The sequence below is a fragment of the Janthinobacterium pasteuri genome, from assembly GCF_051380775.1.
Classification (GTDB): Bacteria; Pseudomonadota; Gammaproteobacteria; order Burkholderiales; family Burkholderiaceae_D; genus Janthinobacterium.
The window spans coordinates 90,106-111,177 of record NZ_JBNYXS010000002.1 but is presented as its reverse complement, the minus strand read 5'-3'; the positions used below and the strand labels follow the sequence as shown (position 1 = coordinate 111,177).

Annotated in this window: 17 protein-coding genes and 2 tRNA genes; 7 read left to right on the top strand and 12 right to left on the bottom strand. The window is 63.5% G+C overall.

From position 1 onward, the window contains the following. Nucleotides 1-217: 217 nt before the first annotated feature. Genes tssJ through icmH form a run of 3 tightly spaced genes read left to right on the top strand, consistent with a single transcriptional unit; the run spans nucleotide 218 to nucleotide 3,008 of the window. Nucleotides 218-805, top strand: coding sequence for a type VI secretion system lipoprotein TssJ (tssJ, locus tag ACQ4WN_RS02860; protein ID WP_436550180.1), 588 nt, complete (start codon nucleotides 218-220; stop codon nucleotides 803-805). A gap of 50 nt (nucleotides 806-855) precedes the next feature. Further along, nucleotides 856-2,226, top strand: coding sequence for a type VI secretion system baseplate subunit TssK (gene tssK, locus ACQ4WN_RS02855; protein ID WP_436550179.1), 1,371 nt, complete (start codon nucleotides 856-858; stop codon nucleotides 2,224-2,226). Further along, nucleotides 2,223-3,008 carry a type IVB secretion system protein IcmH/DotU gene (gene icmH, locus ACQ4WN_RS02850; RefSeq protein WP_436550178.1) on the top strand — a complete coding sequence of 262 codons (786 nt, stop codon included), beginning with the start codon at nucleotides 2,223-2,225 and terminating at the stop codon, nucleotides 3,006-3,008. Before tssK ends, icmH begins: the two co-directional genes overlap by 4 nt. A gap of 127 nt (nucleotides 3,009-3,135) precedes the next feature. On the opposite strand, the gene ACQ4WN_RS02845 is transcribed toward icmH, so the two are convergent. The 4 genes from ACQ4WN_RS02845 to ACQ4WN_RS02830 all read right to left on the bottom strand — a co-directional run bounded on the left by ACQ4WN_RS02845 (nucleotide 3,136) and on the right by ACQ4WN_RS02830 (nucleotide 9,791). Then, nucleotides 3,136-3,921 carry an OmpA family protein gene (locus ACQ4WN_RS02845; protein WP_436550177.1) on the bottom strand — a complete coding sequence of 262 codons (786 nt, stop codon included), beginning with the start codon at nucleotides 3,919-3,921 and terminating at the stop codon, nucleotides 3,136-3,138. A 9-nt stretch (nucleotides 3,922-3,930) separates the two neighbouring features. Continuing rightward, nucleotides 3,931-4,911, bottom strand: a complete 981-nt coding sequence (tagF, locus tag ACQ4WN_RS02840; RefSeq protein ID WP_436550176.1) for a type VI secretion system-associated protein TagF — start codon at nucleotides 4,909-4,911, stop codon at nucleotides 3,931-3,933. Continuing rightward, nucleotides 4,908-8,735 carry a type VI secretion system membrane subunit TssM gene (gene tssM / locus ACQ4WN_RS02835; RefSeq protein WP_436550175.1) on the bottom strand — a complete coding sequence of 1,276 codons (3,828 nt, stop codon included), beginning with the start codon at nucleotides 8,733-8,735 and terminating at the stop codon, nucleotides 4,908-4,910. The genes tagF and tssM overlap by 4 nt, the downstream gene beginning before the upstream one ends. Nucleotides 8,736-8,951: 216 nt before the next feature. Further along, on the bottom strand, nucleotides 8,952-9,791 hold the full coding sequence (locus ACQ4WN_RS02830) for a M15 family metallopeptidase (RefSeq protein WP_436550174.1): 840 nt from the start codon (nucleotides 9,789-9,791) through the stop codon (nucleotides 8,952-8,954). A 138-nt stretch (nucleotides 9,792-9,929) separates the two neighbouring features. On the opposite strand from ACQ4WN_RS02830, the gene ACQ4WN_RS02825 reads away from it, so the two are divergent. Then, complete coding sequence (locus tag ACQ4WN_RS02825) at nucleotides 9,930-10,607, top strand: hypothetical protein (protein WP_436550173.1); 678 nt, start codon at nucleotides 9,930-9,932, stop codon at nucleotides 10,605-10,607. Nucleotides 10,608-10,676: 69 nt separating this feature from the next. Here the strand turns inward: ACQ4WN_RS02825 and ACQ4WN_RS02820 are convergent, their stop codons facing one another. Beyond that, the gene (locus tag ACQ4WN_RS02820; RefSeq protein ID WP_436550172.1) at nucleotides 10,677-11,471 is read right to left on the bottom strand and encodes an alpha/beta fold hydrolase; all 795 of its coding nucleotides are present in this window, start codon (nucleotides 11,469-11,471) and stop codon (nucleotides 10,677-10,679) included. 338 nt (nucleotides 11,472-11,809) lie between these two features. Between ACQ4WN_RS02820 and ACQ4WN_RS02815 the strand changes: the two genes are divergently transcribed. Then, complete coding sequence (locus ACQ4WN_RS02815) at nucleotides 11,810-12,193, top strand: hypothetical protein (RefSeq protein ID WP_436550171.1); 384 nt, start codon at nucleotides 11,810-11,812, stop codon at nucleotides 12,191-12,193. A gap of 152 nt (nucleotides 12,194-12,345) precedes the next feature. Here ACQ4WN_RS02815 and ACQ4WN_RS02810 read toward each other — a convergent pair. Then, nucleotides 12,346-12,421 (bottom strand) — tRNA-Asn (locus ACQ4WN_RS02810). Nucleotides 12,422-12,810: 389 nt separating this feature from the next. Here ACQ4WN_RS02810 and ACQ4WN_RS02805 point away from each other — a divergent pair. Further along, nucleotides 12,811-13,518 carry a GntR family transcriptional regulator gene (locus tag ACQ4WN_RS02805; RefSeq protein ID WP_436550170.1) on the top strand — a complete coding sequence of 236 codons (708 nt, stop codon included), beginning with the start codon at nucleotides 12,811-12,813 and terminating at the stop codon, nucleotides 13,516-13,518. A gap of 81 nt (nucleotides 13,519-13,599) precedes the next feature. On the opposite strand, the gene ACQ4WN_RS02800 is transcribed toward ACQ4WN_RS02805, so the two are convergent. From ACQ4WN_RS02800 to ACQ4WN_RS02780, 5 genes are all read right to left on the bottom strand, one after another. Beyond that, on the bottom strand, nucleotides 13,600-14,898 hold the full coding sequence (locus tag ACQ4WN_RS02800; RefSeq protein ID WP_436550169.1) for an NCS2 family permease: 1,299 nt from the start codon (nucleotides 14,896-14,898) through the stop codon (nucleotides 13,600-13,602). An 82-nt stretch (nucleotides 14,899-14,980) separates the two neighbouring features. Further along, entirely contained in the window at nucleotides 14,981-15,382 is a 402-nt protein-coding gene (locus ACQ4WN_RS02795) for a GtrA family protein (protein WP_436550168.1), read from the bottom strand. A 145-nt stretch (nucleotides 15,383-15,527) separates the two neighbouring features. Further along, the gene (locus ACQ4WN_RS02790; RefSeq protein ID WP_436550167.1) at nucleotides 15,528-16,988 is read right to left on the bottom strand and encodes a c-type cytochrome; all 1,461 of its coding nucleotides are present in this window, start codon (nucleotides 16,986-16,988) and stop codon (nucleotides 15,528-15,530) included. Next, on the bottom strand, nucleotides 16,985-18,643 hold the full coding sequence (locus ACQ4WN_RS02785; protein WP_436550166.1) for a GMC family oxidoreductase: 1,659 nt from the start codon (nucleotides 18,641-18,643) through the stop codon (nucleotides 16,985-16,987). The genes ACQ4WN_RS02790 and ACQ4WN_RS02785 overlap by 4 nt, the downstream gene beginning before the upstream one ends. Further along, complete coding sequence (locus tag ACQ4WN_RS02780) at nucleotides 18,640-19,299, bottom strand: sugar dehydrogenase complex small subunit (protein ID WP_436550165.1); 660 nt, start codon at nucleotides 19,297-19,299, stop codon at nucleotides 18,640-18,642. The genes ACQ4WN_RS02785 and ACQ4WN_RS02780 overlap by 4 nt, the downstream gene beginning before the upstream one ends. 433 nt (nucleotides 19,300-19,732) lie before the next feature. Between ACQ4WN_RS02780 and ACQ4WN_RS02775 the strand changes: the two genes are divergently transcribed. Continuing rightward, complete coding sequence (locus ACQ4WN_RS02775) at nucleotides 19,733-20,755, top strand: alpha/beta fold hydrolase (RefSeq protein WP_436550164.1); 1,023 nt, start codon at nucleotides 19,733-19,735, stop codon at nucleotides 20,753-20,755. A gap of 219 nt (nucleotides 20,756-20,974) precedes the next feature. On the opposite strand, the gene ACQ4WN_RS02770 is transcribed toward ACQ4WN_RS02775, so the two are convergent. After that, nucleotides 20,975-21,050, bottom strand: a tRNA-Asn gene (locus tag ACQ4WN_RS02770). Between the last annotated feature and the right edge of the window lie 22 nt (nucleotides 21,051-21,072).

The following is a 21,072-nucleotide window of genomic DNA, read 5'->3' as shown; positions in this document are numbered from 1 at the left end:
GACCATTATTGATCGCCAATTTTTTTGCCAGATTGAGATTAATCAGCAAAGAAGAAGTTCCATGCAACAGCGGCAGGCGGCGCCATGAATCCTGATCTGGCGCAGTAATTGTCTTGATCGCAGGCGGACTTTGCGCCAGCGCAAGCAGGCCGCCCCTGCATGCGTTTAAATGACTGCAACACTTTTATTTCCACCCTCCACCTTGCAAAGATCACCCATGCCATCTGACGCCCCGCTCCGCCGCCTGATCCGCGCCACCGCGCTACTGTTGCCGGTCCTTCTGCTGGCCGGCTGCGCGGGCGGCGCCATCGGCACCCTGGCCAACGCGGCGCTGCAAATGGCCGGCGTGGCCAAGCCGCCGCCGGAACTGCCGGACGCGCAAAAACCGCCACGCAATGTCAACATCCGCCTGCACGCGGCGCAGCGCCTCAACACCGATGCCGAAGGCCGGCCGCTGGCGCTGGTGGCGCGCATCTACAAGCTGCGCCAGAGCGCCGCCTTCGAGCAGGCGCCATACGACAGCTTCCTCGACACGCAGCGTGAAAAGGCCGCGTTGGGCGCCGACCTGATGGAAGTGAAGGAAGTGCTGCTGGTGCCAGGCCAGCGCTACGAAGTGCAGGAGAAAGTCAGCAAGGAAGCGTATTTCATCGGCGTGGTGGCCCTGTTCCGCGCGCCTGCGGCACAGCGCTGGCGCGCCACCTTTGCCGCCGCCGAGGCGGAACGCGGCGGCATCACCGTCGGCCTGCACGCGTGCGCGCTGAGCGTCAGCGGCATGTCCACACTGTCAACCCCGCGCTGCCAGTAGCGCAAATGAATGAAGCACACCCGCACGCCACACATTCAAGGAGAATCGAGATGGGCATGGCAGCGAAAGTCTTGTGGGGAGAAGGCCTGTTCCTGCGGCCGCAGCATTTCCAGCGCCAGGATCAGTATCACGAAGCTCGCCTGCATCACACGGCCAGCGCGCTGCATCCCTACCTGTGGGGCGTGGCGCACATGCAGTGGGACCTGGCGGCGCTGAAGACGGGCACCCTGCGCCTGCAAGCCCTGTCGGCGATCTTCCGCGATGGCGAAGTGTTCGAGGCGCTGGGCGACGGCGCACACGGCAGCGACACCCTGCCCCCGCCGGTGGACCTGGAAGCGCTGCCGCCGGCGGTGCAGGAAGTGACGTACTACGCGGCGCTGCCCATCCTCAACCGCGAAGGCATGAATTACACGGCGCAGGCGTCAACGGCAGGCACGCCTACAGCCACGCGCTTTGCGCACGCCATGCGCGCCACACCCGACCTGTTTACGGAGTCCGCCGTGGCCGACGTGGCCTACCTGAAGAAGACCGTACGCCTGATTCCCGACAGCGAGGCGCGCGGCTCGTACGACTGCCTGCCGCTGATCGCCCTGCGGCGCACGGTGTCGGGCGGCTTCGAGCCCGTGCCATCGTTCATGGCGCCCAGCCTGGCGATCGCCGGCGCGCCGCGCCTGCAAGGCGTGCTGGAACACCTGCTCGACGCGCTGCAGGCGAAAGTGAGCGCGCTGCACGGCCACCACCGGGAACCGAGCCGTAACGTGATCGAGTTCCGCTCGGGCGACGTGTCCTCGTTCTGGCTGCTGCACACGGTCAGCACGGCCGCCGCCGCGCTGATGCACTATGTGCGCCATCCGGCCCTGCATCCGGAGCGTCTGTACGAGGCGCTGCTGGGCCTGGCGGGCGGCCTGCTCAGCTACTCCAGGCACTACACCCTGGCCAGCCTGCCCGCCTACGACCACGCGCAGCCGGGCATCTGCTTCGACGCCATCGATGGCATCATCCGCGAGCTGCTCGACACCGTCATCTCGTCGAAGTATTTTTCCATCGCCCTGCTCGAGGACCAGCCGTCGTACTACCTGGGCAAGCTCGATTCGGGCAAGATCGACCAGCACACCACCTTGTACCTGGCGATTCGCGCCGCCATGCCCGCCATCGAACTGGTGGACGTGGTGCCGCTGCGCGTCAAGGTGGGCGCGCCAGACGACGTGGAAAAATGCGTGTTGACGGCCATGCCCGGCCTGAAACTGTCGCATGCGCCGCAAGTGCCGGCGGCCATTCCCGTGCGGCCCGACACCTATTATTTTTCGATTGAAAACCGCGGCGTGCTGTATGAGCAGATGCTCAAGGCGCAGTCGATTTCCGTGTACGTGCCAGCCGGCATACGCGACCTGCAGCTGGAACTGATCGCGGTGACGGCATGAGCCAGCTCATCGAACGGCGCGCAGCGCCCTCGCTGCTGGGACCACGCGGTGCCGCCCCGGCAGGCAGCAGCCGGCATGCAGGCAGCGCTCTGCTGGACCTGATGCACGAAGGCTTTTACATGCTGTTCATGCTGAAGAACGGTTCGGCGCCCGGCGACGAGCAAAGCTTCATGGACCGCATCACGGCCTTCCTCGACGACTTCGAACGCGAGGCAAAAAAGATCCGCGCCGATGGCGACGATGTCGAGGCGGCCAAGTATGCGTTTTGCGCGGCAGTCGATGAAATCATCCTGGCGTCGCCTTTCACCCTGCGCAAGCAGTGGGAGCGGCGCCCGCTGCAGTTGCTGATCTTTGGCGACCAGCTGGCCGGCGAACACTTTTTCGACCGACTCGACGCCTTGCGCGGCAAGGGCGCCCTGCGCGTGCAGGCGCTGCAAGTCTTCCACATGTGCCTGCTGCTGGGATTCCAGGGCAAGTATGCGATCGACGGCGGCGAAAAACTCAGCTACCTGACGGCGCGCCTGGGCGACGAGATCGCCCACATCAAGGGCAAGAGCCGCGGCTTCGCGCCGCGCGCGGAACGCCCCGACCAGGTGGTCAACAAACGCGGCAGCGACGTGCCGCTGTGGGCGCTGTCGAGCTTTTTCGCCCTGCTGGCCATCTGCGCCTACCTGAGCTTGAAAACGCATCTGGCGCGCGGCACGCAAACGACCCTGGCCGCGTATGCGGACCTGGTCAAGCTGGCGCCAAGCCCGGCACACCTGACCATCACCCTGCCCTGAACACCTCACAAAACCTACTGCGCGTCGGTATAGGCGGCCTGCGATGCTCACCGTGCTCTAGCACGGTTGCGCTTCTCGACCGCCTCTCCCTTCCGCTCGCTACGGTTTTGTGAGGTGTCAACCCAATCTATTGCGCGATTCTGAATTCGATACGCCGGTTTCTCGCCCGGCCATCGGCCGTTGCGTTGCTGGCTACGGGGCGGTCCGGTCCCTGGCCCGACACCAGCACCGAATCGGCCACGATGCCCTTGCTGGCCAGGTAGGCGCGCACGGCTTCGGCGCGCGCCCGGCTCAGCGCCACATTGCTGGCGCGCTGGCCCGTGTCGTCCGTATGGCCGATCACTTCCACCTTGCGCCCCCGCAGCTTGAGCATGACGGCCGCCATCTCGTCGAGGATGGCCAGGCCGGCCGGGGTGATGGAAGCCTTGCCGCTGTCGAATTCGATGATGCGCTTGTCGAGCGCCGCGTCGAGCAAGCCCTGCTCGGCCTCGGCCGCCTTGACGCGCAAGCCGTTGTTGACGGTGTAGGTGGGATTGAGGCTGGTGGCGAGGTCGCTGGCGATCTGCTGGCGCTGCGCCTCGTTGGCCACTTCGCCGCGCACGCTGACGTTGTTGCCGGCGATGCTGATCTGCCCCCGTGAAATGAGCTTCAGGTTCGGTGCAATCAGTTTTTGCACGTAGGCGTTCCAGTTGGCCGGCACGGCCACGTTGCCGATGGCGATCTGGTCGACCACGCGCTCGGCGCCATACAGTTCGCGCAATCGGGCCAGCACGGCCGCCTTGCCCGCCTCGTCGGCCAGAGTGCCCGTGACGAGGACTTGCCCCGGCATCGGCGTCTGGAGCGCTTGCGCCTGCGCGTGGCAGGGAACGGCCGCAGGAAGCAGCAGCGGCAGCAGGAAAATGTGAGATTTCATCGTAATCCTTCAGGCAAAGGTATCGGCAAACATGGCGCAGGCGGAGCGCAGCGACAACTGCTCCTGCTGCAGGCAGGCGGAAAACTGGCGCAGCGCCGCATCGTCTCCCAGCTGCTCGTCAACCCACTCGAGCTGGTCGAACACGATCAGCCGTTCGCTGCCCGCCTGCGGATCGATCAGCGCGCGCAAGCCATGCGGGTCGGCGCCGCAAAAACCGATCACCAGCACGGGCGCCTCGTCAAGGTGGGAAAAGAACAGCGCCAGTTCAAAATCGGCCTGGCGCAGGAAAGGCGCGATCAGGTGCAGCCAGAAGCTGGCCACCAGTTCGCGCAGCTGCGCTTCGTGCGGCAGCGGCAGCACCAGGCTTTTCTCCAGGCGCGGCAGGCCGCTGTGGCGCACCGGCTGCAGCAGCAGGCCCAGGCCCAGCAGCAGTTCGCGCACCGTCACGGGGAACGCGGGCGAGGCCAGCATCGCCTGCAGACCATGCACGGTCTGCGCCTGCAAAAAGGCGGCCAGCCGCGCCGCATGACACGCTGCGGCTGGTTCGATCTCCACCACGTTGCCGGCCAGCGCCAGCAGCGCGGGTCCCGGATCGGTGCTGGCTAAAATACCCTGCGACAGCTGTTCCACGCGCTGCCACAGCGGCGCCAGCACCAGCGGGCTGCAGCCGACAAACACCTCGGCATCGTCGACTTCCAGCGCGCCCATGGCCATGAAGGGAAAGCGTCGCTGCGACTGGTCATTGCTCGCTTCCAGCCGCCCCGCGATGGCGCGCCGGCTGCGCGTGCCGACAAAGGCAAAGCGCAGCGGCGGCAAGGCGTCGTAATTGAGCTTCCAGCGCGGTTCCACCGTCAGGGCATTCATGACCTGCGCCAGCCAGTCGTCGAGCAGCTGCACCAGCGCGTGATTGTCGCAAGCCTTGATGAAATCGCCGCGCGCGGGGATCTTGCCGAAGTACCCCAGGCGCACCTGTTGCGGCGCGCGCATCATGGCGCCATCCCGGGCACCGCCGTGGCGGCGATGGCCGGCGCGGGCGCGGCGGGAACGCCCGGCGCGCCAACGATGGTCTCGGGCAGCTGCATGCCGCGAAAGCCCTGCTCCTGCAGCGCAGCAGTCCCGCCCGCGCCCGCGCCTGTCGTTTCGGCGCTGCTGGTAATTTTCAGGTCGACCGCCACGGCCACCTCGCCGCGCGCCCAGCGCAGTTCGAACACGCCGCCATCCTTGCGCTTTTTGGTCGCCGCATCGATCATGCGCTTCAAGCCGAATTGCCCCGGCTCGTTGAACAGCTCCACCGTGCGCCCGTCGAAGGTGACGGCGGTGATGCGCGCGCCCTGGACGCCGGCAGCGCCCTGCGGGCCGGGATGAACCATGTTCGTCCACTGCGCCGGCGTGTTACGGTAGCGCAGCTGCTGGCCGTCGATCTCCACCGTGTATTCCAGGGTGCCCGGCGCGGGCGACGGCTGGATCTGGAACACGGTTTGCGCCGCCGTCGACGTGGCAGCCACGCCACCCGCGCCCAGCGGCGCGATCCAGCCGGGAAAGCGCGCCACCACCTGTGGCGACAGGCTGATGCCCATGTCGGCCCAGGTGCGCGGCGCCAGCATGTCGCCGCGCCGCACCACCAGGGGGCCCATGGAGGTGGTGATGAATTTCGCCACCAGGCCTTCCGGGCCGAAGAACTGGCCGATCTCCAGGTTGCTCGCTTCGATGCGCGCGTTCGGGGCAAACGGATATTTGTTCGCCAGCGATTTCTGGAACGGTTCGTACACCTGCGCCGCCCAGGTCTTGTTGATTTCCAGTTCTGCTGGCGCAACGATGACGGCAAAGGTCTGCATCAATGGCCGCACGAGGATGGGACGGATGGCCTGCTTTTGCGCGTCGCTCATCCCCGTGAGCATCTGCTCGTCGACCAGTTTCAGGCTGTCGGCCAGTTCGGAACCGCTGCCCTCCAGCGTCTGCTGCATGAACTGGCGCGCACCCGGCCCCGCGTCACCCTGGTTCTTCAGCTGGTTCAAACGGCTGCGCAACTTCGACAGCGCCTCCAGATAGGCGCGCATCAGCGAGGCATTGTTGTCCCTGGCCGCCACCAGCTTGCCCACGCCGGCAAATTCGCGCCCCACGGGACCCATCGGTTTGTCCAGGCGGGCCGGGTCGATCTGCGCATTGAGGCCCGGATTGGTCGTCAGCTGCGATGGCGCGCGGCGCAGCACGGTCTCCTTGAACCAGGCGATGATGCCCCGCTCGGCCTTGCGCAATTGCGCATTTTGCAGCGCCGGATTGTCCCACGAAGTTTCGTCGTAGATGGTCGTCAGCAGCTTGGCGATCGGCGACGCTTGCGGGTCGCCCAGGCGATTCATCGCTTGCACGGCACCGTCAAAACCTTTCAGGTCGGCGACAGCGACGCCCTGCACGAATTTTTGCCATTCGCGCGCATAGTCGGCCTTGTACATGGCCACCAGGTTTTTCTCGATCTGCTCCGGGCTGCCTTCCAGGGTCAGGTCGTCGGTGGAGGCGCTTTTCAGCACCCAGTCGGCGCTTTGCAGCTCGCGGTTGGCGGCATCGCGAAACGCGCCTTCGACGAATTTTTCCCAGGCCTGGCGCGTAAAGGCGCCGGAAACAGCGTAACTGCCCGCCAGCAGCGCTTGATCCTGTTCGCCGACGATACGCGCCACCGTCATGCCGGGAAAACGCGTCGAGGCGCGCGCCTTGACGTCGGCATACACGCGCTCACGCGCCGGCATGCCGCGCACCACGCGGCGCAGGTTTTCGCGCGCCTGGTCGACCAGCGCCAGCTTCTGTTCGATGCGCGGCCAGGACGGGTCACCGATCTGCGCCAGGTAAAACGTCAGCAGCCGTTCGGCGCTGCGTATCATCTGCTCGCGCGGCATGGCACCCCGGTTGCCTTCCAGCCAGGCGCGCCAGAAGCGCGTCAGCTGGTCGTTCAGGTGGCTGCTCTCGGCATGCGTCTTATCGGCCAGCATCAAATAGGTTTTCAGCGCGTTGTAGGCATCCTCCACATTCGTCGCGCTGGCAGCCTGGTACTGCACGCTGCGCGGCACGACAGGTGATGCCGCGCCTGGCGTCTGCGGTGTGCGCGCCGTGGGCTGCAGCTGGTCGGCGCTGGCGTTCATCTCGAACAGCAAGGCTTCCAGCGCGCCTGCCACCGGGGCCAGCATGACATGGCGCGCGCCGGCAAAATATTCCTCGCGCAGCTTGCGTTCAAGTAACTCACCCTGATACAGGCCCAGGCGCAAGGACCATGGCCGTTGCGTGCGGTACGCTTCCAGCTGCTCGATGCGGTCCTGCAAGATCTCCAGCGCTTCCAGGCGCGACTGCAAGTCCAGGCGGCGCTCCTGCAGTTTCACCACTTTATTTAAATCGGCCTCCACGTTGGCCACCAGTTGCCGGTTGCCCAGGTAGGACCAGCTCCAGCCGCCCAGGCAGGCGCCCAGCGACACCGTGGCGGCAAAGAACACGGCGTACTTGAAGCGCAGCTTGGCGCGGTTGGCATAGTTGGCCACCAGGTGCTTGTCGGCAAAAATGACCTTGCGGAACAGTTCCAACAGGAAATAGCCATGCTGGCGCGCACCGGACGACGCTGCGACCGGGGCCGGCGCGTAGACGAGGTCGAAGCGGCGCGCCACCTGCTGCGAGGAGGTACTGACGGGCTCGCCCTCCTGCAGCGCGCTGGTGAAATAAAAGCCGCGGAACACGGGCTGGAACTGGAACGGGTTTTCCTCGAACAGGGTGGCGATGAAGGCGCGCAGGGCCGGCTTGATGGCGGCAAATTCCAGCGGAAAGGTAAACACGCCGGGCGCCATCGTCTTGCGTTGCCGGTGCGCCATGTTGGCCAGGCTCAGCTCCGTCAAGCCATCGTGCAATTCATCGAAACTCTGGTCGAAAAACGCCAGCAGGTCGGCCGTGGGCAGCTTGCGCTGGTAAGGCATGGTGGCGCCCCATACGCGCTCGCGTTCGCTGCGTTCAGCGTCCGCAAAAAATTCCGTGAAGCCGGCGATCAGGTCCGCCTTGGTAAACACGATGTACAGGGGCGCGAACACTTCCAGGCGTTCGATGACGTCCTGCACGCGCTTGCGCAGGCTGCGCGCCAGTTGCATGCAGACGTCGGGGTCGCCTTTCAATTCGTCGATGCTGACGGCGATGAGGATGCCGTTGATGGGCGCCTTGCGCCGGTATTTTTTCAGCAGGTCGAGAAAGCCGAACCACTCGCCACGGTGTTCGTCGACGACGCAGTAGCGTCCCGCCGTGTCGAGCACGATGCCGTCCGTGGTGAAAAACCAGTCGCAGTTGCGCGTGCCGCCCACGCCTTGCACGATCTTGGTGTCGGCGAAGGGGAATTGCAGGCCCGAATGCAGGATGGCGCTGCTCTTGCCGGCGGCCGGATTGCCGATGATCATGTACCACGGCAATTCGTACAGCGCGGCGGCGCCCGATGTGAGGCCCAGCTTGGACGTCTTGATGGTCTCGATGGCGGCCAGCATGCCCGTGCGCACGGCGTCGAATTCGCCCTGCTGGGTACTGTTGGCCGTCGAGGCCGAGGCCGCTTGCGCGGCGGCGATTTCTGCCTCGTTGAGGATGGCCTGGCCCAGCGCCTGTGCAGCGTGCCGCGCGCGGCGCCGGCGCCACAGCCACAGGCCCAGCCAGGTGAGAAAGGCCAGCAGCAACAAGGCCAGCGCCCAGATCAGCGCCACTTCCAGCACCTCGGCGCCCAGGTACAGGAAAACGGCCAGCGCCACGAAGCTGAGGATGGTCAGATGGCGGCTGTCGGTGAGGAAATACCAGATTCGTCGCAGCATGATGAGCCCAGGGTGAGGTCGCAAAGCAGATGGACGCCGCCGCGCAGCAAGGCGGATTCGGTCCATCCTGACAGCAATGCGGCACGCCTTTGTTGACCTATGACAAGTACCAGGTGCCAGCGCGCAGCAGGCGCTGGCATGCCATTGACGCTGCGCAAGCAAGCTTGCAGCGATGAAAATCAGGCCGCTACGCGGCGCTAGAATGGCTGGCGCGGCTTACTTGCCCAGCACGCGCGGTTGCGGCAATTCCGTGTGGCCAAAATCCATCATGGTCCAGCGCCCGCCCCAGCGCAGGCCCACCGATTCGGCCGTCACGCCATATAAACGGTAGCCGCGCATGGCCCAGGCATTTTTTTCAGAAATGATGAGCTTTCCTTCATGCAAGAATGCGCAATCGGCCGCCAGGCCATACTGGTGATAGCTTTGAAACGCCCGGGCGTTGGTCACGTTCGGGCCGGCCGCCGCCAGTTGGTCCTGGCGCGCGGGACTGCGGTAGCCCTCCAGCAAGACCATGTCGTAACCATGCACGTCCTTCATGATCTTGAAGACCAGCAACAGGCGCTGCGCGTAGTCGTGGTCGAGCAATTGCCAGTTGCGGCTGGCGCCGCCCAGCAGCGGGCGCAGCTGCGTCACTTCCGCCGTGGAAAACAGCAGCGGCGGCAGGCTCAAAGGCGGCACCAGTTGCTCGCCTTTCAGCAAGTCGCTGACCTGATCATTGATGACGTGTTGCCGGTCGGCATAGCCGCGCAGGGCGATGTGGTCGCTCGACAGCCAGGCCAGCAGCGGCGGCACGATGACCAGCACGCTGCCTGCCAGGCTCAGCCAACGATGCCGCAACAGCAGCTGCCAGGCGCGCGCCGTGCCCGAGCCCGTGTGCTGCCGCATGCGCTGCCACTGCGCGTCGCTGCCGCCCTTCAGGTGCTGCGCGCGCCGCTGCATGCGCCAGCCCAGGTTGACGAGGGTGTGCAGCACGACGGCGCGGCCGCCGGGAAACAGCAGCAACCAGCAGGCAAAACAGGCCAGCACGAAATACATCAGGACCAGGGCGACGAACATGGGGCGCTCCGTGACAGGGATAGTCTGCACCGGACAGCAATTTCCCGGCGGTATCGCTAGATCGTAGGCGTCCGCGGCCCGCATGAGCGCGGTTTACATCAAGGTCAGTCGAGTTTGATCCACTGCGGAGGTGATATTTTGTCTCTATTGAAAACCGGGGATGGCCAGGCGCACGGTCCTGACCTGCTGAGCAAGGCCGGCGCGGCTGGTGCGCACAGCGACGGCAAGGGCATCCTGTCGCAGCTCGAACATGGCGTCGCCGCGCCTGCGGCCAGGCCCGCCCTGCGCTGGCGCCCCGGCTGGCGGCACTGGGCCGCTGGCGCGCTGTGCCTGGCGGTGCTGATCACGTCCGTGCTCGCTTATGACACGAGCATCATGCCGCCGGCGCCCGCCACGGCCGTGACTGTGGCTCCGCCCGCACTGCCGGCGCCATCCGCACCAATTGTGCCCCCGCACCCGGCGCAGGCGGCCACCATCGTCAATACGGTGGCCGCACCGTTGCCTGCGCTCGCTGCCACAACGGCAAGCGGACGCGCTAGTGCGCCACGCAAGGCAGCACCGCCCGCGCGCCTGCAGGGGCCGAGGCCGGCTGCCGCACCCGGCGACAGCGATGTCGCCTTGCTGACGGCGATGGTGGCCCATGCACACCGGCAGGAAGGCACAGCAAAGCCCGTGCGCGACGTGGTGCTGCGCAGGCAGGAACAGGAAACGGAGGAGCTGTTGCGGCGCTGCAGGCAGTTGGGGCTGATCGAAGGCATGCTGTGCCGCTCGCGCATCTGTTCGGGGCGCTGGGACAGCGATCCCGCCTGCCATTGAGGCCGACGCGCCCGATGGGATGTCAGGCCGGCTTGTCGCGGGGGCTCAATACCAGGTGATCCAGGTGCTCTATCCTATGCGTCTCGGGTGAATGGCCGCGTCCATGCGGCCTTGCAAAAAGCCTTCCATCAACGCCAGCAATGCCTGCGGCTGCTCCTGGTGCGGCGTATGGCCGCATTGCTCGACGATGGCGGGCACGGCGTTGAGCGCCTGTGCCACGATCGTGTCGACCTGGGCCGCGCTGCCGTACTGGTCCTCGCTGCCCTGCACCACCAGTGCCGGACATTCGACGGAGGGCAGCAGATACTCGATGTTCCAGAACTGGAATCCATAGCTGAGCCAGGTATCCGACCAGGCCTTGAAAATGGCCGCTGTCTTGTCGCCATGGTATTTCGCCAGCGCGCGCAGCTTGCCCGCGCCAAACGCCGCGTCCGCCACGCGGATGCCATCGAGTGTGATGCCCTCGACAAACACGTGCGCCGCTTCGGTGATAATGCCGCGCAAGCGCGGCGGCTGCTGCGCCGCATAAATGAGGGCGATGCTGCCGCCATCCGAGTGACCGATGAGAAAATGGTCCTGCCCCGGCAGTAGTGCGGCTAGCACCTGCGGCAACTCGCACAGCGCGTAGTCATGCAAATAGTGGAGTTGGCGCCGCGCCGCCAGCGGCGACGACTGCCCATAGCCGTGGCGGTCATACAGCAAGCCGCGGCACCCCGTCGCCTGGCATAGCTGCACGGGAAAATCTTTCCACATCGCACAACAGCCTAGCCCCTCATGCAGGAATACCAGGCAGGGCTTGGCGGGGTCGCCTTCGATCAATTCGTAATAGATATCGGTTTCGGCACTCAGGTTCAGTATCGGCATGGGCTAGGCTCGCAACGGGTTGCGCATCGACAGGTCGGCTGGGCCTATTGTGCCATTGTCCTGCGCGGCATGCGTGGCGCCCCTATAAAAATAGCCGGCGGGAAAAGATCTTGCCACTTGCCTGCAAGGTGTTTGCGCCAGCACAAATGAGCGCTGTTTTTCCGCTGGCCCTGCGCGCTTTTTTCCCGCACGTTTGCATAGAATGGCTTACTCCAACAGCATGGAGCAGGCGGCTACCTTATCAGCCAGGACGTGACACTGGCCGTCACGGCAACAGATAGGGCGTCTTGCCGCACGACGTCAGGCGCGGCGTCCAAACTATCGATCAGGAGTACATCATGGAAATGAAAGTAGAACATCGCACCGGCAGCAACCTGGCACTGGAAGAAACCGATGCGCCGATGGAGCAGGAAGGAAAAAGCGCAAAAGGCGCCGCAGCACAAAACTTGAACCTGAGCGCCGCCGCCTTCACCACCTATTACACGTGGACCGCCAACGGCGTGCATCCTTCGGTCAACTTCACCAATGCCAACGTGAAAGCCAATTCGCGCGTATTGCTCAACATCAGCGAGTACGGCGCGACTCCCCAGGACCGCTTTATCGGTTCAGCCCGCATGGCCGTGTACAACATCGCACCGTACAACGGCGGCTTCCGTGCCTGGGTGGATATCTCCTGGGGCAGCCCTCTCAAGGTCCGTTTCGACGTGTTTGTCGATCCCTGATCCGGGAAACACTGCGCGGGCCCCTGCCACCAGCAGGCCAGTATCGCGCACGTCGCTAAGCCACTGAAGGAATGGCAAGCGTGGATGGGAAACCGTGCGCGCATGACAAAAGGGCCACGTGTTGCCACGTGGCCCTTTGCTGCTGCTTGTTCTGGCTCCCCGACCTGGACTCGAACCAGGGACCTGCGGATTAACAGTCCGTCGCTCTACCAACTGAGCTATCAGGGAAAGGAGGCCGAATTATATACGTCAAAATTTCTCATGTCCAGTTGTTGCTGCATGACCAGCAAAAACAGGCTGCCTGCCGCTGCTTGCCTCGTTGGGATGCGAGCGCATGGCAAGTACTGTGCGCACCTTCGCCATGTGTACAGGCGCTGAACGGGCGCTGCGTTGGCATGGCGCGCATCGGCCAGGCGGGGCGCTGACGCCAACCGGAGCAAGCCTGCGGGCTGCAGCCGCGTCCGTCTGCGCAGCGCCACGCAAGATAGTAAAATAGCCAGGCCTTCCCCACACGCAAGGCGCTAACGGCATGCCGGCAGCGAGGCGTCAACCACGCCGCCGCGCGGACATGCGCTTGCAAGGTTCACCTTGCCCCTGGTTTACTGCTCTCGCCCGACATGACAGAATCAAGCGCATCCCTGGTGGACAAGCACGGCAGCGGCGACAGCTCGGCGGAAATTGCCGAGCATATGGCGGCAGCCATCGTGGCGCGCCAATTGCCGCCAGGTACGCGGCTGCGCGAAGAAGCGCTGTGCCGGCTGTATGGCGTCAGCCGCACCAAGATCCGCGCCGCTCTGCTGATCCTGTCCAAAGACAAGCTGATCCGCATTGTCCCCGACAAGGGCGCCTTCGTCAGCCAGCCGACCGAAGCGGAAGCGCGCGACATCTTCGCCGCACGCCGCATCATCGAGGCGGCCCTGGCGCGCGAATTCGTCGCGCGGGCCAGGCCCGCCGACTACAGGATGCTGGAGCGACACCTGAAAGCGGAGCGCCTGGCGCTGACGCAAGCGACGTCGCTGCGCTCGCAACTGCTGGGCGACTTCCACGTCTTGCTGGCAGATATCGCCGGCAACGCCGTGCTGCGCGACATCGTGCGCGAACTGGTGGGCCGCAGTTCGCTGATCACCATGCTGTACCAGTCCGGCCATGCTGCCGCCTGTTCGTACGACGAACACGGCCGCTTTCTTGAGGCAGCGCGCAGCGGCGACGCCGACCTGGCGGCACGCCTGATGATCGAGCACCTGGCGCACGTGGAAGCGGCCTTGCACTTCGACGCCAGCGCCGGCGACGCCAAGAAAGACCTGGTGGCCGCGCTGCTGATGTAAGCCGCGCCATCAAAAAAGGCCGCCCTGCGGATGCCCGGGCGACCTGTCTAATGCGACGGCAACTGCTTGCCAGCAACCGGGCTATTCGCCCAGGTAGATAAACTTGAACAGGAAGATGGCAGCGATAATGTAGGCCACCACCGACACTTGCTTGCCCTTGCCCGTCAACAGTTTCAATACCGCATAGGTGATGAAGCCGAAGGCCACGCCGCTGGCCACCGAATACGTGAATGGCATCATCAGCGCCGTGATGGCGGCAGGAATGCTTTCCGTGCTGTCATCCCAGTCGATATAGGTCAGTTCGCGCAGCATCAGGCAAGCCACGTACAGCAGCGCGGGCGCCGTCGCGTACGGCGGCACCGTGTGCGCCAGCGGGGCGAAGAACAGGCTGCCCAGGAACAGCAGCGCAACAGCCACGGCCGTCAAGCCCGTACGGCCACCGGCTTGCACGCCGGCCGCGCTTTCCACGAAGGCCGTGGTGCTGGACGTGCCCAGGCAGGCGCCGGCGGCGATCGCCGTGCTGTCGGCCAGCAAAGCCTTGTTCATGCGTTCCATCTTGCCGTCCTTCAACAAGCCGGCACGGTTGGCCACGCCCATCAGGGTGCCCGTCGCATCAAACAATTCCACCAGGAAAAATACCAGCACCACGTTGACGATGCCGATCGACAGCGCGCCCATGATGTCGAGCTTGAACAGGGTCGGTTCGATGGCGGGCGGCGCCGAGACGATGCCGTTGAACTGGTTGCCGCCAAAGAAGAAGCTGGCAATCGTGATGGTCAAGATGCCGATCAGGATGGCGCCCGGCACTTTCAGGCGGTCCAGCGCGACGATGATGAAAAAGCCGAGGATGGCCAGGATGGGCGCCGCCTGGTGCAAGTCGCCCAGGGCGATGATGGTGGCGGGGTTCGACACCACCACGCCCGCGCTCTTCAGGGAAATGATCGCCAGGAACAGGCCGATACCGACAGTAATCGCCGTGCGCAGCGCGGGCGGGATGCTGTTGATAATCAACTCGCGCACCTTGAACAGGCTGACCAGGATGAACAGGCAGCCGGAAATGAAGACGGCGCCCAGCGCCACTTCCCAGCTCATGCCCATGCCCTTCACCACCGTGTACGAGAAATACGCGTTCAAGCCCATGCCCGGCGCCAGCGCGATCGGATAATTCGCGTACAGGCCCATGATCAGGGTGCCGATGGCGGCCGCCAGGCAGGTGGCGACAAAGACGGAGTCTTTCGGCATGCCCGCATCGCCAAGGATGGAGGGATTGACGAAGATGATGTAGGCCATCGTCAGGAATGTGGTCAGGCCGGCCAGCAGCTCCGTGCGCACATTGGTGCCGTTGTCCTTCAGTTTGAAATAGCGTTCCAGCAACTGCATGATTAACCCCTTGTTTTGGTAAAACCGCGCGCCTGGTCTTGGACTATGCGCATCTTTTCTTCTTGCACAACTATTTACTTGCTTACTTGGTCGGCGCGCCGGCCGGCTTGAAGGCCCACCAGCGGCTGCCCGCAAAATTCCAGACCAGCCCGATGCCAGTGGCCAGCACCTGCGCCAGCCAGTAATACCAGCCCAGCTGGTGTACCAGCAGCCACATCAGGCCAGTATTGATGCACCAGCCTATGCCCAGCAAGGTGAAATACTTGGCAGCCGCCTCGCCATGTCCCTTGTCGCTTTTAAACGTGAAAAAGTAATTGAGGAGGTAGTTGACAACGGAACCCAGGATGTAGCCGATGCCGGAAGCGGCGGCGGCACTGATGCCGGCCCATTCCACGCCGCCCCACAGCACGCTGTACTGCACGGCCGTGCCGGAAGCGCCGACGGCGGCGAAACGTAAAAATTGGTGATGCAGGGAATGGGACATTGTCAATTTTCAAATGAGGCGAAAGCCGGGATCGGGCCAGAATAAAAAATGGCTACGATTGCTCGTAACCATTTTTCAGCCTGCATTTTACTGCAAGTTGCGCCCAACGTTCATATTCGCCGCCGTTTCGCCGCCGCTCCGGCGCTCAAGCGTTGCGCTGGCGGCGCCGGCGCAGCCACACCAACAGCGCGATCAGCAGCAAGATTCCCACGATACCGCCCGGCAGCATGAACGGCTGAACACGCGCCAGCACGGGCTTCTCGCCGCCGCTGCGCGCCTGCGCCACATAGGCGGGCGTGACGGACACGTCCGGGTTGCCATACTGTTTCAATACATAATTGGCGATCGAGGCGATCTGCTCGTCCGTCAACGGCTGCACGTAGGAACGCTGGTCGAAACGGGGCATGAACGCTTCGTGCTCCTCCCCTTCGATCTTGCGCTCGACGCCAAACAGAATGGCCGACACCAGGTTGGCCGGCGTGTTGCCGCCCGTCGCCGTATTGTTGAACAGGGCGGGATACGCCTGGCCCGTGCTGCCGGCGCCGCTGGCCGAATGGCAGCTGGCGCAGTAGCCCGAAAACAGCACCGCGCCGCTATTCAAAGAATGGTGCTCGGTGGAACCGGCCATGCCGCGCAGCGCAGCTTCTTCGCTGGCGGCGCTGCCATGGCTGAAAGCTGCCTTGGTCTGCCCCGGCGCGCGCACGGGCGGCACCGTGCGCAAGTACGCCACGATGGCGGACACGTCGTCATCGCGCAGGAATTGCAGGCTGTTCTGGATGGCTTCGGCCATGCCGCCCGCCGCCTGCCCCTTGCCTTCCACGTGGCCCGTCTTCAGGTAGGCAGCGAGTTCCGCATCCGTCCACGCGCCGATACCGCTGACCTTGTCAGACGTGATGTTCGGCGCGTGCCAGGAGCCGAGTGACGCGCCCGCCAGGGTCTGGCTGCCGATTTCCGCCATCAGCGCATTGCGCGGCGTGTGGCAGGCGCTGCAGTGCGCCAGGCCTTCGGCCAGGTAGGCACCGCGGTTGATCTGCGCGCTCTTTGCCGGGTCCGGCACGAAGCGTTTATTGTCAAGGAACAAGGTATTCCAGCCCAGCATCGACAGGCGCACATTGAACGGGAATGGCAGGGCCGTCTGGCGCGCCGGCTCATCGACGGGCTTGACGGCCTGCATGAAGTAGTAATACAGGTCGCCCACGTCCCCGTCCGTCAACTGCGCATAACTGGTGTAAGGCATGGCCGGATACAGATGGCTGCCATCGGCGCGCACGCCTTCGCGCAACGCGCGCGCAAAGTCGGCTTCCGTGTAGTGGCCGATGCCGCCTTTTTTCGATGGCGTGATATTCGTCGCGTAGATCGTGCCCAGCGGCGAATCGATGGCGTAGCCGCCCGCATACGGCTTGCCGCCCGCTGCCGTATGACACGCCATGCAGTCGGCCGCGATGGCCAGGTAGCGGCCCCGCTCCAGGCGCGCATCGGGACTGGCGACGGCAGGCGTGGCAGGGCGGTCCGGTGTCAGGGTGACGGATGGCGCCGGTGGCACAGCGTGCGCGGCCAGCGGCAAGCCGGCCGCCAGGGCCAGGCCAAGCAAGAAACGGCGCATCATGCTGCCTCCCTTGCCAGGGTGCGGGCAATGTCGTCGGCCGCGCGCAAGCCGAGCGCGGCCATGCTGAGGGTCGTGTTGACAACGCTGGCCGATGGCATGGCGCCGCCGCCCGGCAGCCACAAATTGGCATGGTCGTGGGCACGGCAATTGCCGTCGACCACGGAGTCAAGACGGTTCGATCCCATGATGACGCCGCCCATGATGTGGTTATTCGCGTTCAGGCTGCTGGTGATATTGAATTCCACGGCGCCGAACAGCTTGCCGATGTGCTCGAGCTGCGCATGCGCGGCCTTCGCACCATTGCGCACGTAGTCGCCCACATCGTAATAAATGTCGGGACAGGCCAGGCCCAGCGGGTCCTTGCGCGTCTTGCTCAAGGTCAGACGGTTATGCGCCTCGGGCAACGGTTCCAGGCTGATCGACAGGTCCACGCCAAATGCAGCGCGGCGGCGGATTTCATCGTCCAGATCCTTGCCCACCAGGCCCAGCTTGAGCGACTGCTGGGTAGCCGGTCCCACGCGAGTGATATTGTTCAGGATCATCTTGTTGGCCGAATACTGCGCACGGAAGGCGCCGTCGCGCGGACCCACCAGGCAGCTGCTCTGCGCGGGCCCCCTGCCCGTCCAGATCGGTTCATTGGCCAGGAAGGTACAGTGGAAACCCGAGTGGTCCATCATGTTGCGGCCCACCTGGTCAGAACTGTTGGCGATGCCGTTCGGATTGTTCTGGTTCGCCGCCAACAGCAGCAAACGGGGCGTCTCGATGCCGTTGCAGGCAATCACGAAGGCCTTGCCCGTCGCCATGTGCGACTGTTTCTTGGCGTCATACCAATGCACAGCCGTCACGCGGTTGTTCTGGTCCGTGTCGATGCGATAGACGACGGCCTCGGCCAGCACGCCCGCGCCTTTCTGCTCGGCTCGCTCCACATGGTGGATGCCGTTGTACATGGCACCGATGGGGCAGATGGGCTGGCAATTGTTATTGCCGCAGCAGGTGGGACGCCCCTGCCATGGACGCGTCGAGCGCCCTTGCGGAATCGGCACGGAGCGGTAGCCGTGCGGGTTGACCACTTCGGCGAAACGCTTGTCGCCATAACCCCAGGGGACCATGTCCATCGGGTACGGCGCGCTGCGCTCGCTGGGCGACTGCAGTGCCGGATCGTTGGGCCCGGCCACGCCCATTTCCTGCTCGGCGCGGCAATAGTACGGTTCCAGCTCATCGTAGGAAATGGCCCAGTCGCGCCCTACCCCGTAATCGCTTTTCATGCGCATGTCGGTCGGCAAATGGCGCCAGCACGACGCGGCCCAGTGCCAGGTGGTGCCGCCCACCGTGCGCAGATAACCCTGCTGGAAACTGCTGCCGCTGGGGCCGGACAATTCCACATAGTTGTTCTTTGGAAAATACAGCGGTGCGGGCGCATTGTCCGCCTGCGGATACAGGCCCTGGAAGTCCGAGCCGACGCGGTTCTCGAACGGCATGTTGCGCCAGTTTTCCACGGCCTGGCCACGCTCGATGCGCAAGCCCGCTTCCAGCATGATCACTGAATGGCCTTGGGCGGCCAGCTGGTCGGCCATCATGGCGCCTACGACGCCTGTGCCGACGATGACGACATCGGCGACGACGTCGCCATTACTCTTGAATTGCGGTGATTTCATTTTGCTTGCTTGCCTTTCGGTTCGGGAGTGCCGGTGGTGGCCGGGGCCGGTACGGGTTTCGGCGCCACGGGCGCGGAAACGCGCACGGCCGGCGGCGCCTTCAGCCACCACAGGGGGCCGTAGTTGCAATAGGTGGGCACGACCTGGCCATCGGCCACCGTGCGGTACATCAAGGCTTCCGCATACGCGACGACGATGGACTTCGTGCCCTGCGCCGCATTGCCGGCCACGGTGCCCGTGTACCAGGCGGCGACGATAGCCAGCGCCAGCTCGCGCAAGCTGGCGTCCGCAGCGGTGGCGGCCGCCAGCAGCGCCTTGGCTTCCTGGCCCGTGACGAGCAGCGCACCCAGCTGCTGCAAGCGCTCGGCAAAGCCGGGTACGTTGGTGCGCATGGCTTGCTCGATGCGCGCCGCCGTCACGGCAGACAGGTCGCGGTGGCCCGTGATCGTTTGCGACAAGGTGTAAAACAGCATGGTGGCCAGTGCCGGGCCGGTCGCCGGAGCGCTGGCCGGAGACGGCATGGCGGCGGACAGGGGATTGCTCCAGAAACCGGCCTGCGCCAGCAAGGCGGCCAGGCCGATCAGGGCGTGGCGGCGGCTGATGCGGGGAAGGGATGACACGGATGGTACAGATGGTTCGCTGCCTGGATAGTTCATGAGACTCCCGCAAGACTTGTTGTTTTGTTGACTTGGATGATTGCGCTACATTGTATTTGCGCATGGATGGAACCGGTTCCACATTATCCTACATAAATAAATTGTTTGCCAATGGAGTATTTTTGCTGGAAATTAGTCTTTGATTGCTGCCTTGATTCTGCATGGATGCCGGCGTTTCGCGCAGGCATCATGGCGGCGCGTTTCGCTGTTAGCCGGTGCATGCACAGACCCGCTGGCGGTGCGGGATAAAGACAGAATGCCTGCGACTTCCTGGAAATGATTGCGAATACGCGAAAAACTTGGCAGCATGGCCAGTAAAACGGCTGCATGCCGGGCAAGGTCAATTTCTATAAAACCAAGTTTCTGACAAGGAGGCATGTCGACGCACCCGATGGAGACCATGCGATAGATAGCTGTTCAACTGCGGCGCGCAATGCACGCCCCTTACAAGCAAGCTGAAAATGCCCCCCATACCATGATAAAAAAAATGACCCTGGCAGTACTCTTTACCGCCCTGTTTCCCTTCTACGGATGCCAAGCGCAAACCATGCCAGAAGCGCAAGCCGTCTCGACTGAAGTCACCACGACGCTGACACCCGACATCGGCGGCATACAGCAGGTGGTGGAAATCAAGACAGACGACGCGAGCAAACCCGTCCTGCTGTTTTTATCCGGCGGCCCGGGAAGCTCCATGATCAAGGGCGCGGATGCCTTTACCAATCGCCTGAAAAGCAGATTTACGATTGTGCAATGGGACCAGCGGGACGCGGGAAAAACATTGAAACTGAATCCTTCACCCACCCAGCCGTCCGTCGCTCAGATGGAGAAGGATACGTATCAAGTCATACAGTTTCTGCGCAAAGAGTTAAAGCAGGAAAAAATATACTTGCTGGGCAGTTCCTGGGGCAACGTCCTGGGCTTTTATATCGTCAAGAATCACCCGGAACTGCTGCATGCCTATTTCGCGTCCAATCCTGTCGTGAGCCAGCTCGACAGCGAGAAGGAATTGCTGAAGACCTTGAAACTGCATTTCAAGGACAATGTCCTCGCCAGCCAGGAACTGGACACCATCAGCTTCCCGTTTACTAATGACGAAAGCATGTTTTATTTAAGGAAATGGCTTTTTTACAAGGATGGCAAGGAATTTGCAACGAGTGCGGGTTTCAAGAAGGGCTTTCTTGAATGGTCAACAACCTGGTCGCCAGTCTGGAACGAGGTCATGAACATTGATCTGCCCAAGACCTTGAAAAGCGTTGACTGCCCCGTATATTTCTTCGTAGGCAAAAACGATATCCAGACCTCGACCAGGATCACGCAAGCGTATTTTGAGACATTGAAGGCACCAAAGAAGGGGTTGCTTTTATTTGAGCATTCCGGGCATCAGATACACCAGGATGAACCTGCAAAGTTTCAAGAAGCCATCATCAAGACATTGGATGCGGCTGCCAATTCCTGATGCAACGCCCTGGATAAACAAACGGCCCCGACGCTGGCTCCACACATGACACCATGCTCGGGATCCACCAAGCTGGCCAGGGTGCCTCTGTTTCACTCGCTGGCAATGCCGACAGCGGCCTTGCGGATCAAGAGCAGGCGACGCGGGCGTCTCACGCTGCTCCTGAAACGCAAAAAGCCCAACCGTTGAAGGCTGGGCTTTTCGATACTGCTGATGTTCTGGCTCCCCGACCTGGACTCGAACCAGGGACCTGCGGATTAACAGTCCGTCGCTCTACCAACTGAGCTATCAGGGAAAAGAGGCCGCATTCTATAGGG

What these genes read in the sequence shown, in the direction of transcription:
- ACQ4WN_RS02830 (WP_436550174.1), bottom strand. Translation starts at nt 9,791, where the DNA reads ATGTTCGTCGCCCTGGTCCTGATGTATTTCGTGCTGGCCTGTTTTGCC.
- tssK (WP_436550179.1), top strand. Translation starts at nt 856, where the DNA reads ATGGGCATGGCAGCGAAAGTCTTGTGGGGAGAAGGCCTGTTCCTGCGG.
- ACQ4WN_RS02780 (WP_436550165.1), bottom strand. Translation starts at nt 19,299, where the DNA reads ATGAACTATCCAGGCAGCGAACCATCTGTACCATCCGTGTCATCCCTT.
- icmH (WP_436550178.1), top strand. Translation starts at nt 2,223, where the DNA reads ATGAGCCAGCTCATCGAACGGCGCGCAGCGCCCTCGCTGCTGGGACCA.
- ACQ4WN_RS02795 (WP_436550168.1), bottom strand. Translation starts at nt 15,382, where the DNA reads ATGTCCCATTCCCTGCATCACCAATTTTTACGTTTCGCCGCCGTCGGC.
- ACQ4WN_RS02800 (WP_436550169.1), bottom strand. Translation starts at nt 14,898, where the DNA reads ATGCAGTTGCTGGAACGCTATTTCAAACTGAAGGACAACGGCACCAAT.
- ACQ4WN_RS02775 (WP_436550164.1), top strand. Translation starts at nt 19,733, where the DNA reads ATGCACGCCCCTTACAAGCAAGCTGAAAATGCCCCCCATACCATGATA.
- ACQ4WN_RS02805 (WP_436550170.1), top strand. Translation starts at nt 12,811, where the DNA reads ATGACAGAATCAAGCGCATCCCTGGTGGACAAGCACGGCAGCGGCGAC.
- ACQ4WN_RS02845 (WP_436550177.1), bottom strand. Translation starts at nt 3,921, where the DNA reads ATGAAATCTCACATTTTCCTGCTGCCGCTGCTGCTTCCTGCGGCCGTT.
- ACQ4WN_RS02820 (WP_436550172.1), bottom strand. Translation starts at nt 11,471, where the DNA reads ATGCCGATACTGAACCTGAGTGCCGAAACCGATATCTATTACGAATTG.
- tssM (WP_436550175.1), bottom strand. Translation starts at nt 8,735, where the DNA reads ATGCTGCGACGAATCTGGTATTTCCTCACCGACAGCCGCCATCTGACC.
- tagF (WP_436550176.1), bottom strand. Translation starts at nt 4,911, where the DNA reads ATGATGCGCGCGCCGCAACAGGTGCGCCTGGGGTACTTCGGCAAGATC.
- ACQ4WN_RS02790 (WP_436550167.1), bottom strand. Translation starts at nt 16,988, where the DNA reads ATGATGCGCCGTTTCTTGCTTGGCCTGGCCCTGGCGGCCGGCTTGCCG.
- ACQ4WN_RS02785 (WP_436550166.1), bottom strand. Translation starts at nt 18,643, where the DNA reads ATGAAATCACCGCAATTCAAGAGTAATGGCGACGTCGTCGCCGATGTC.
- ACQ4WN_RS02815 (WP_436550171.1), top strand. Translation starts at nt 11,810, where the DNA reads ATGGAAATGAAAGTAGAACATCGCACCGGCAGCAACCTGGCACTGGAA.
- tssJ (WP_436550180.1), top strand. Translation starts at nt 218, where the DNA reads ATGCCATCTGACGCCCCGCTCCGCCGCCTGATCCGCGCCACCGCGCTA.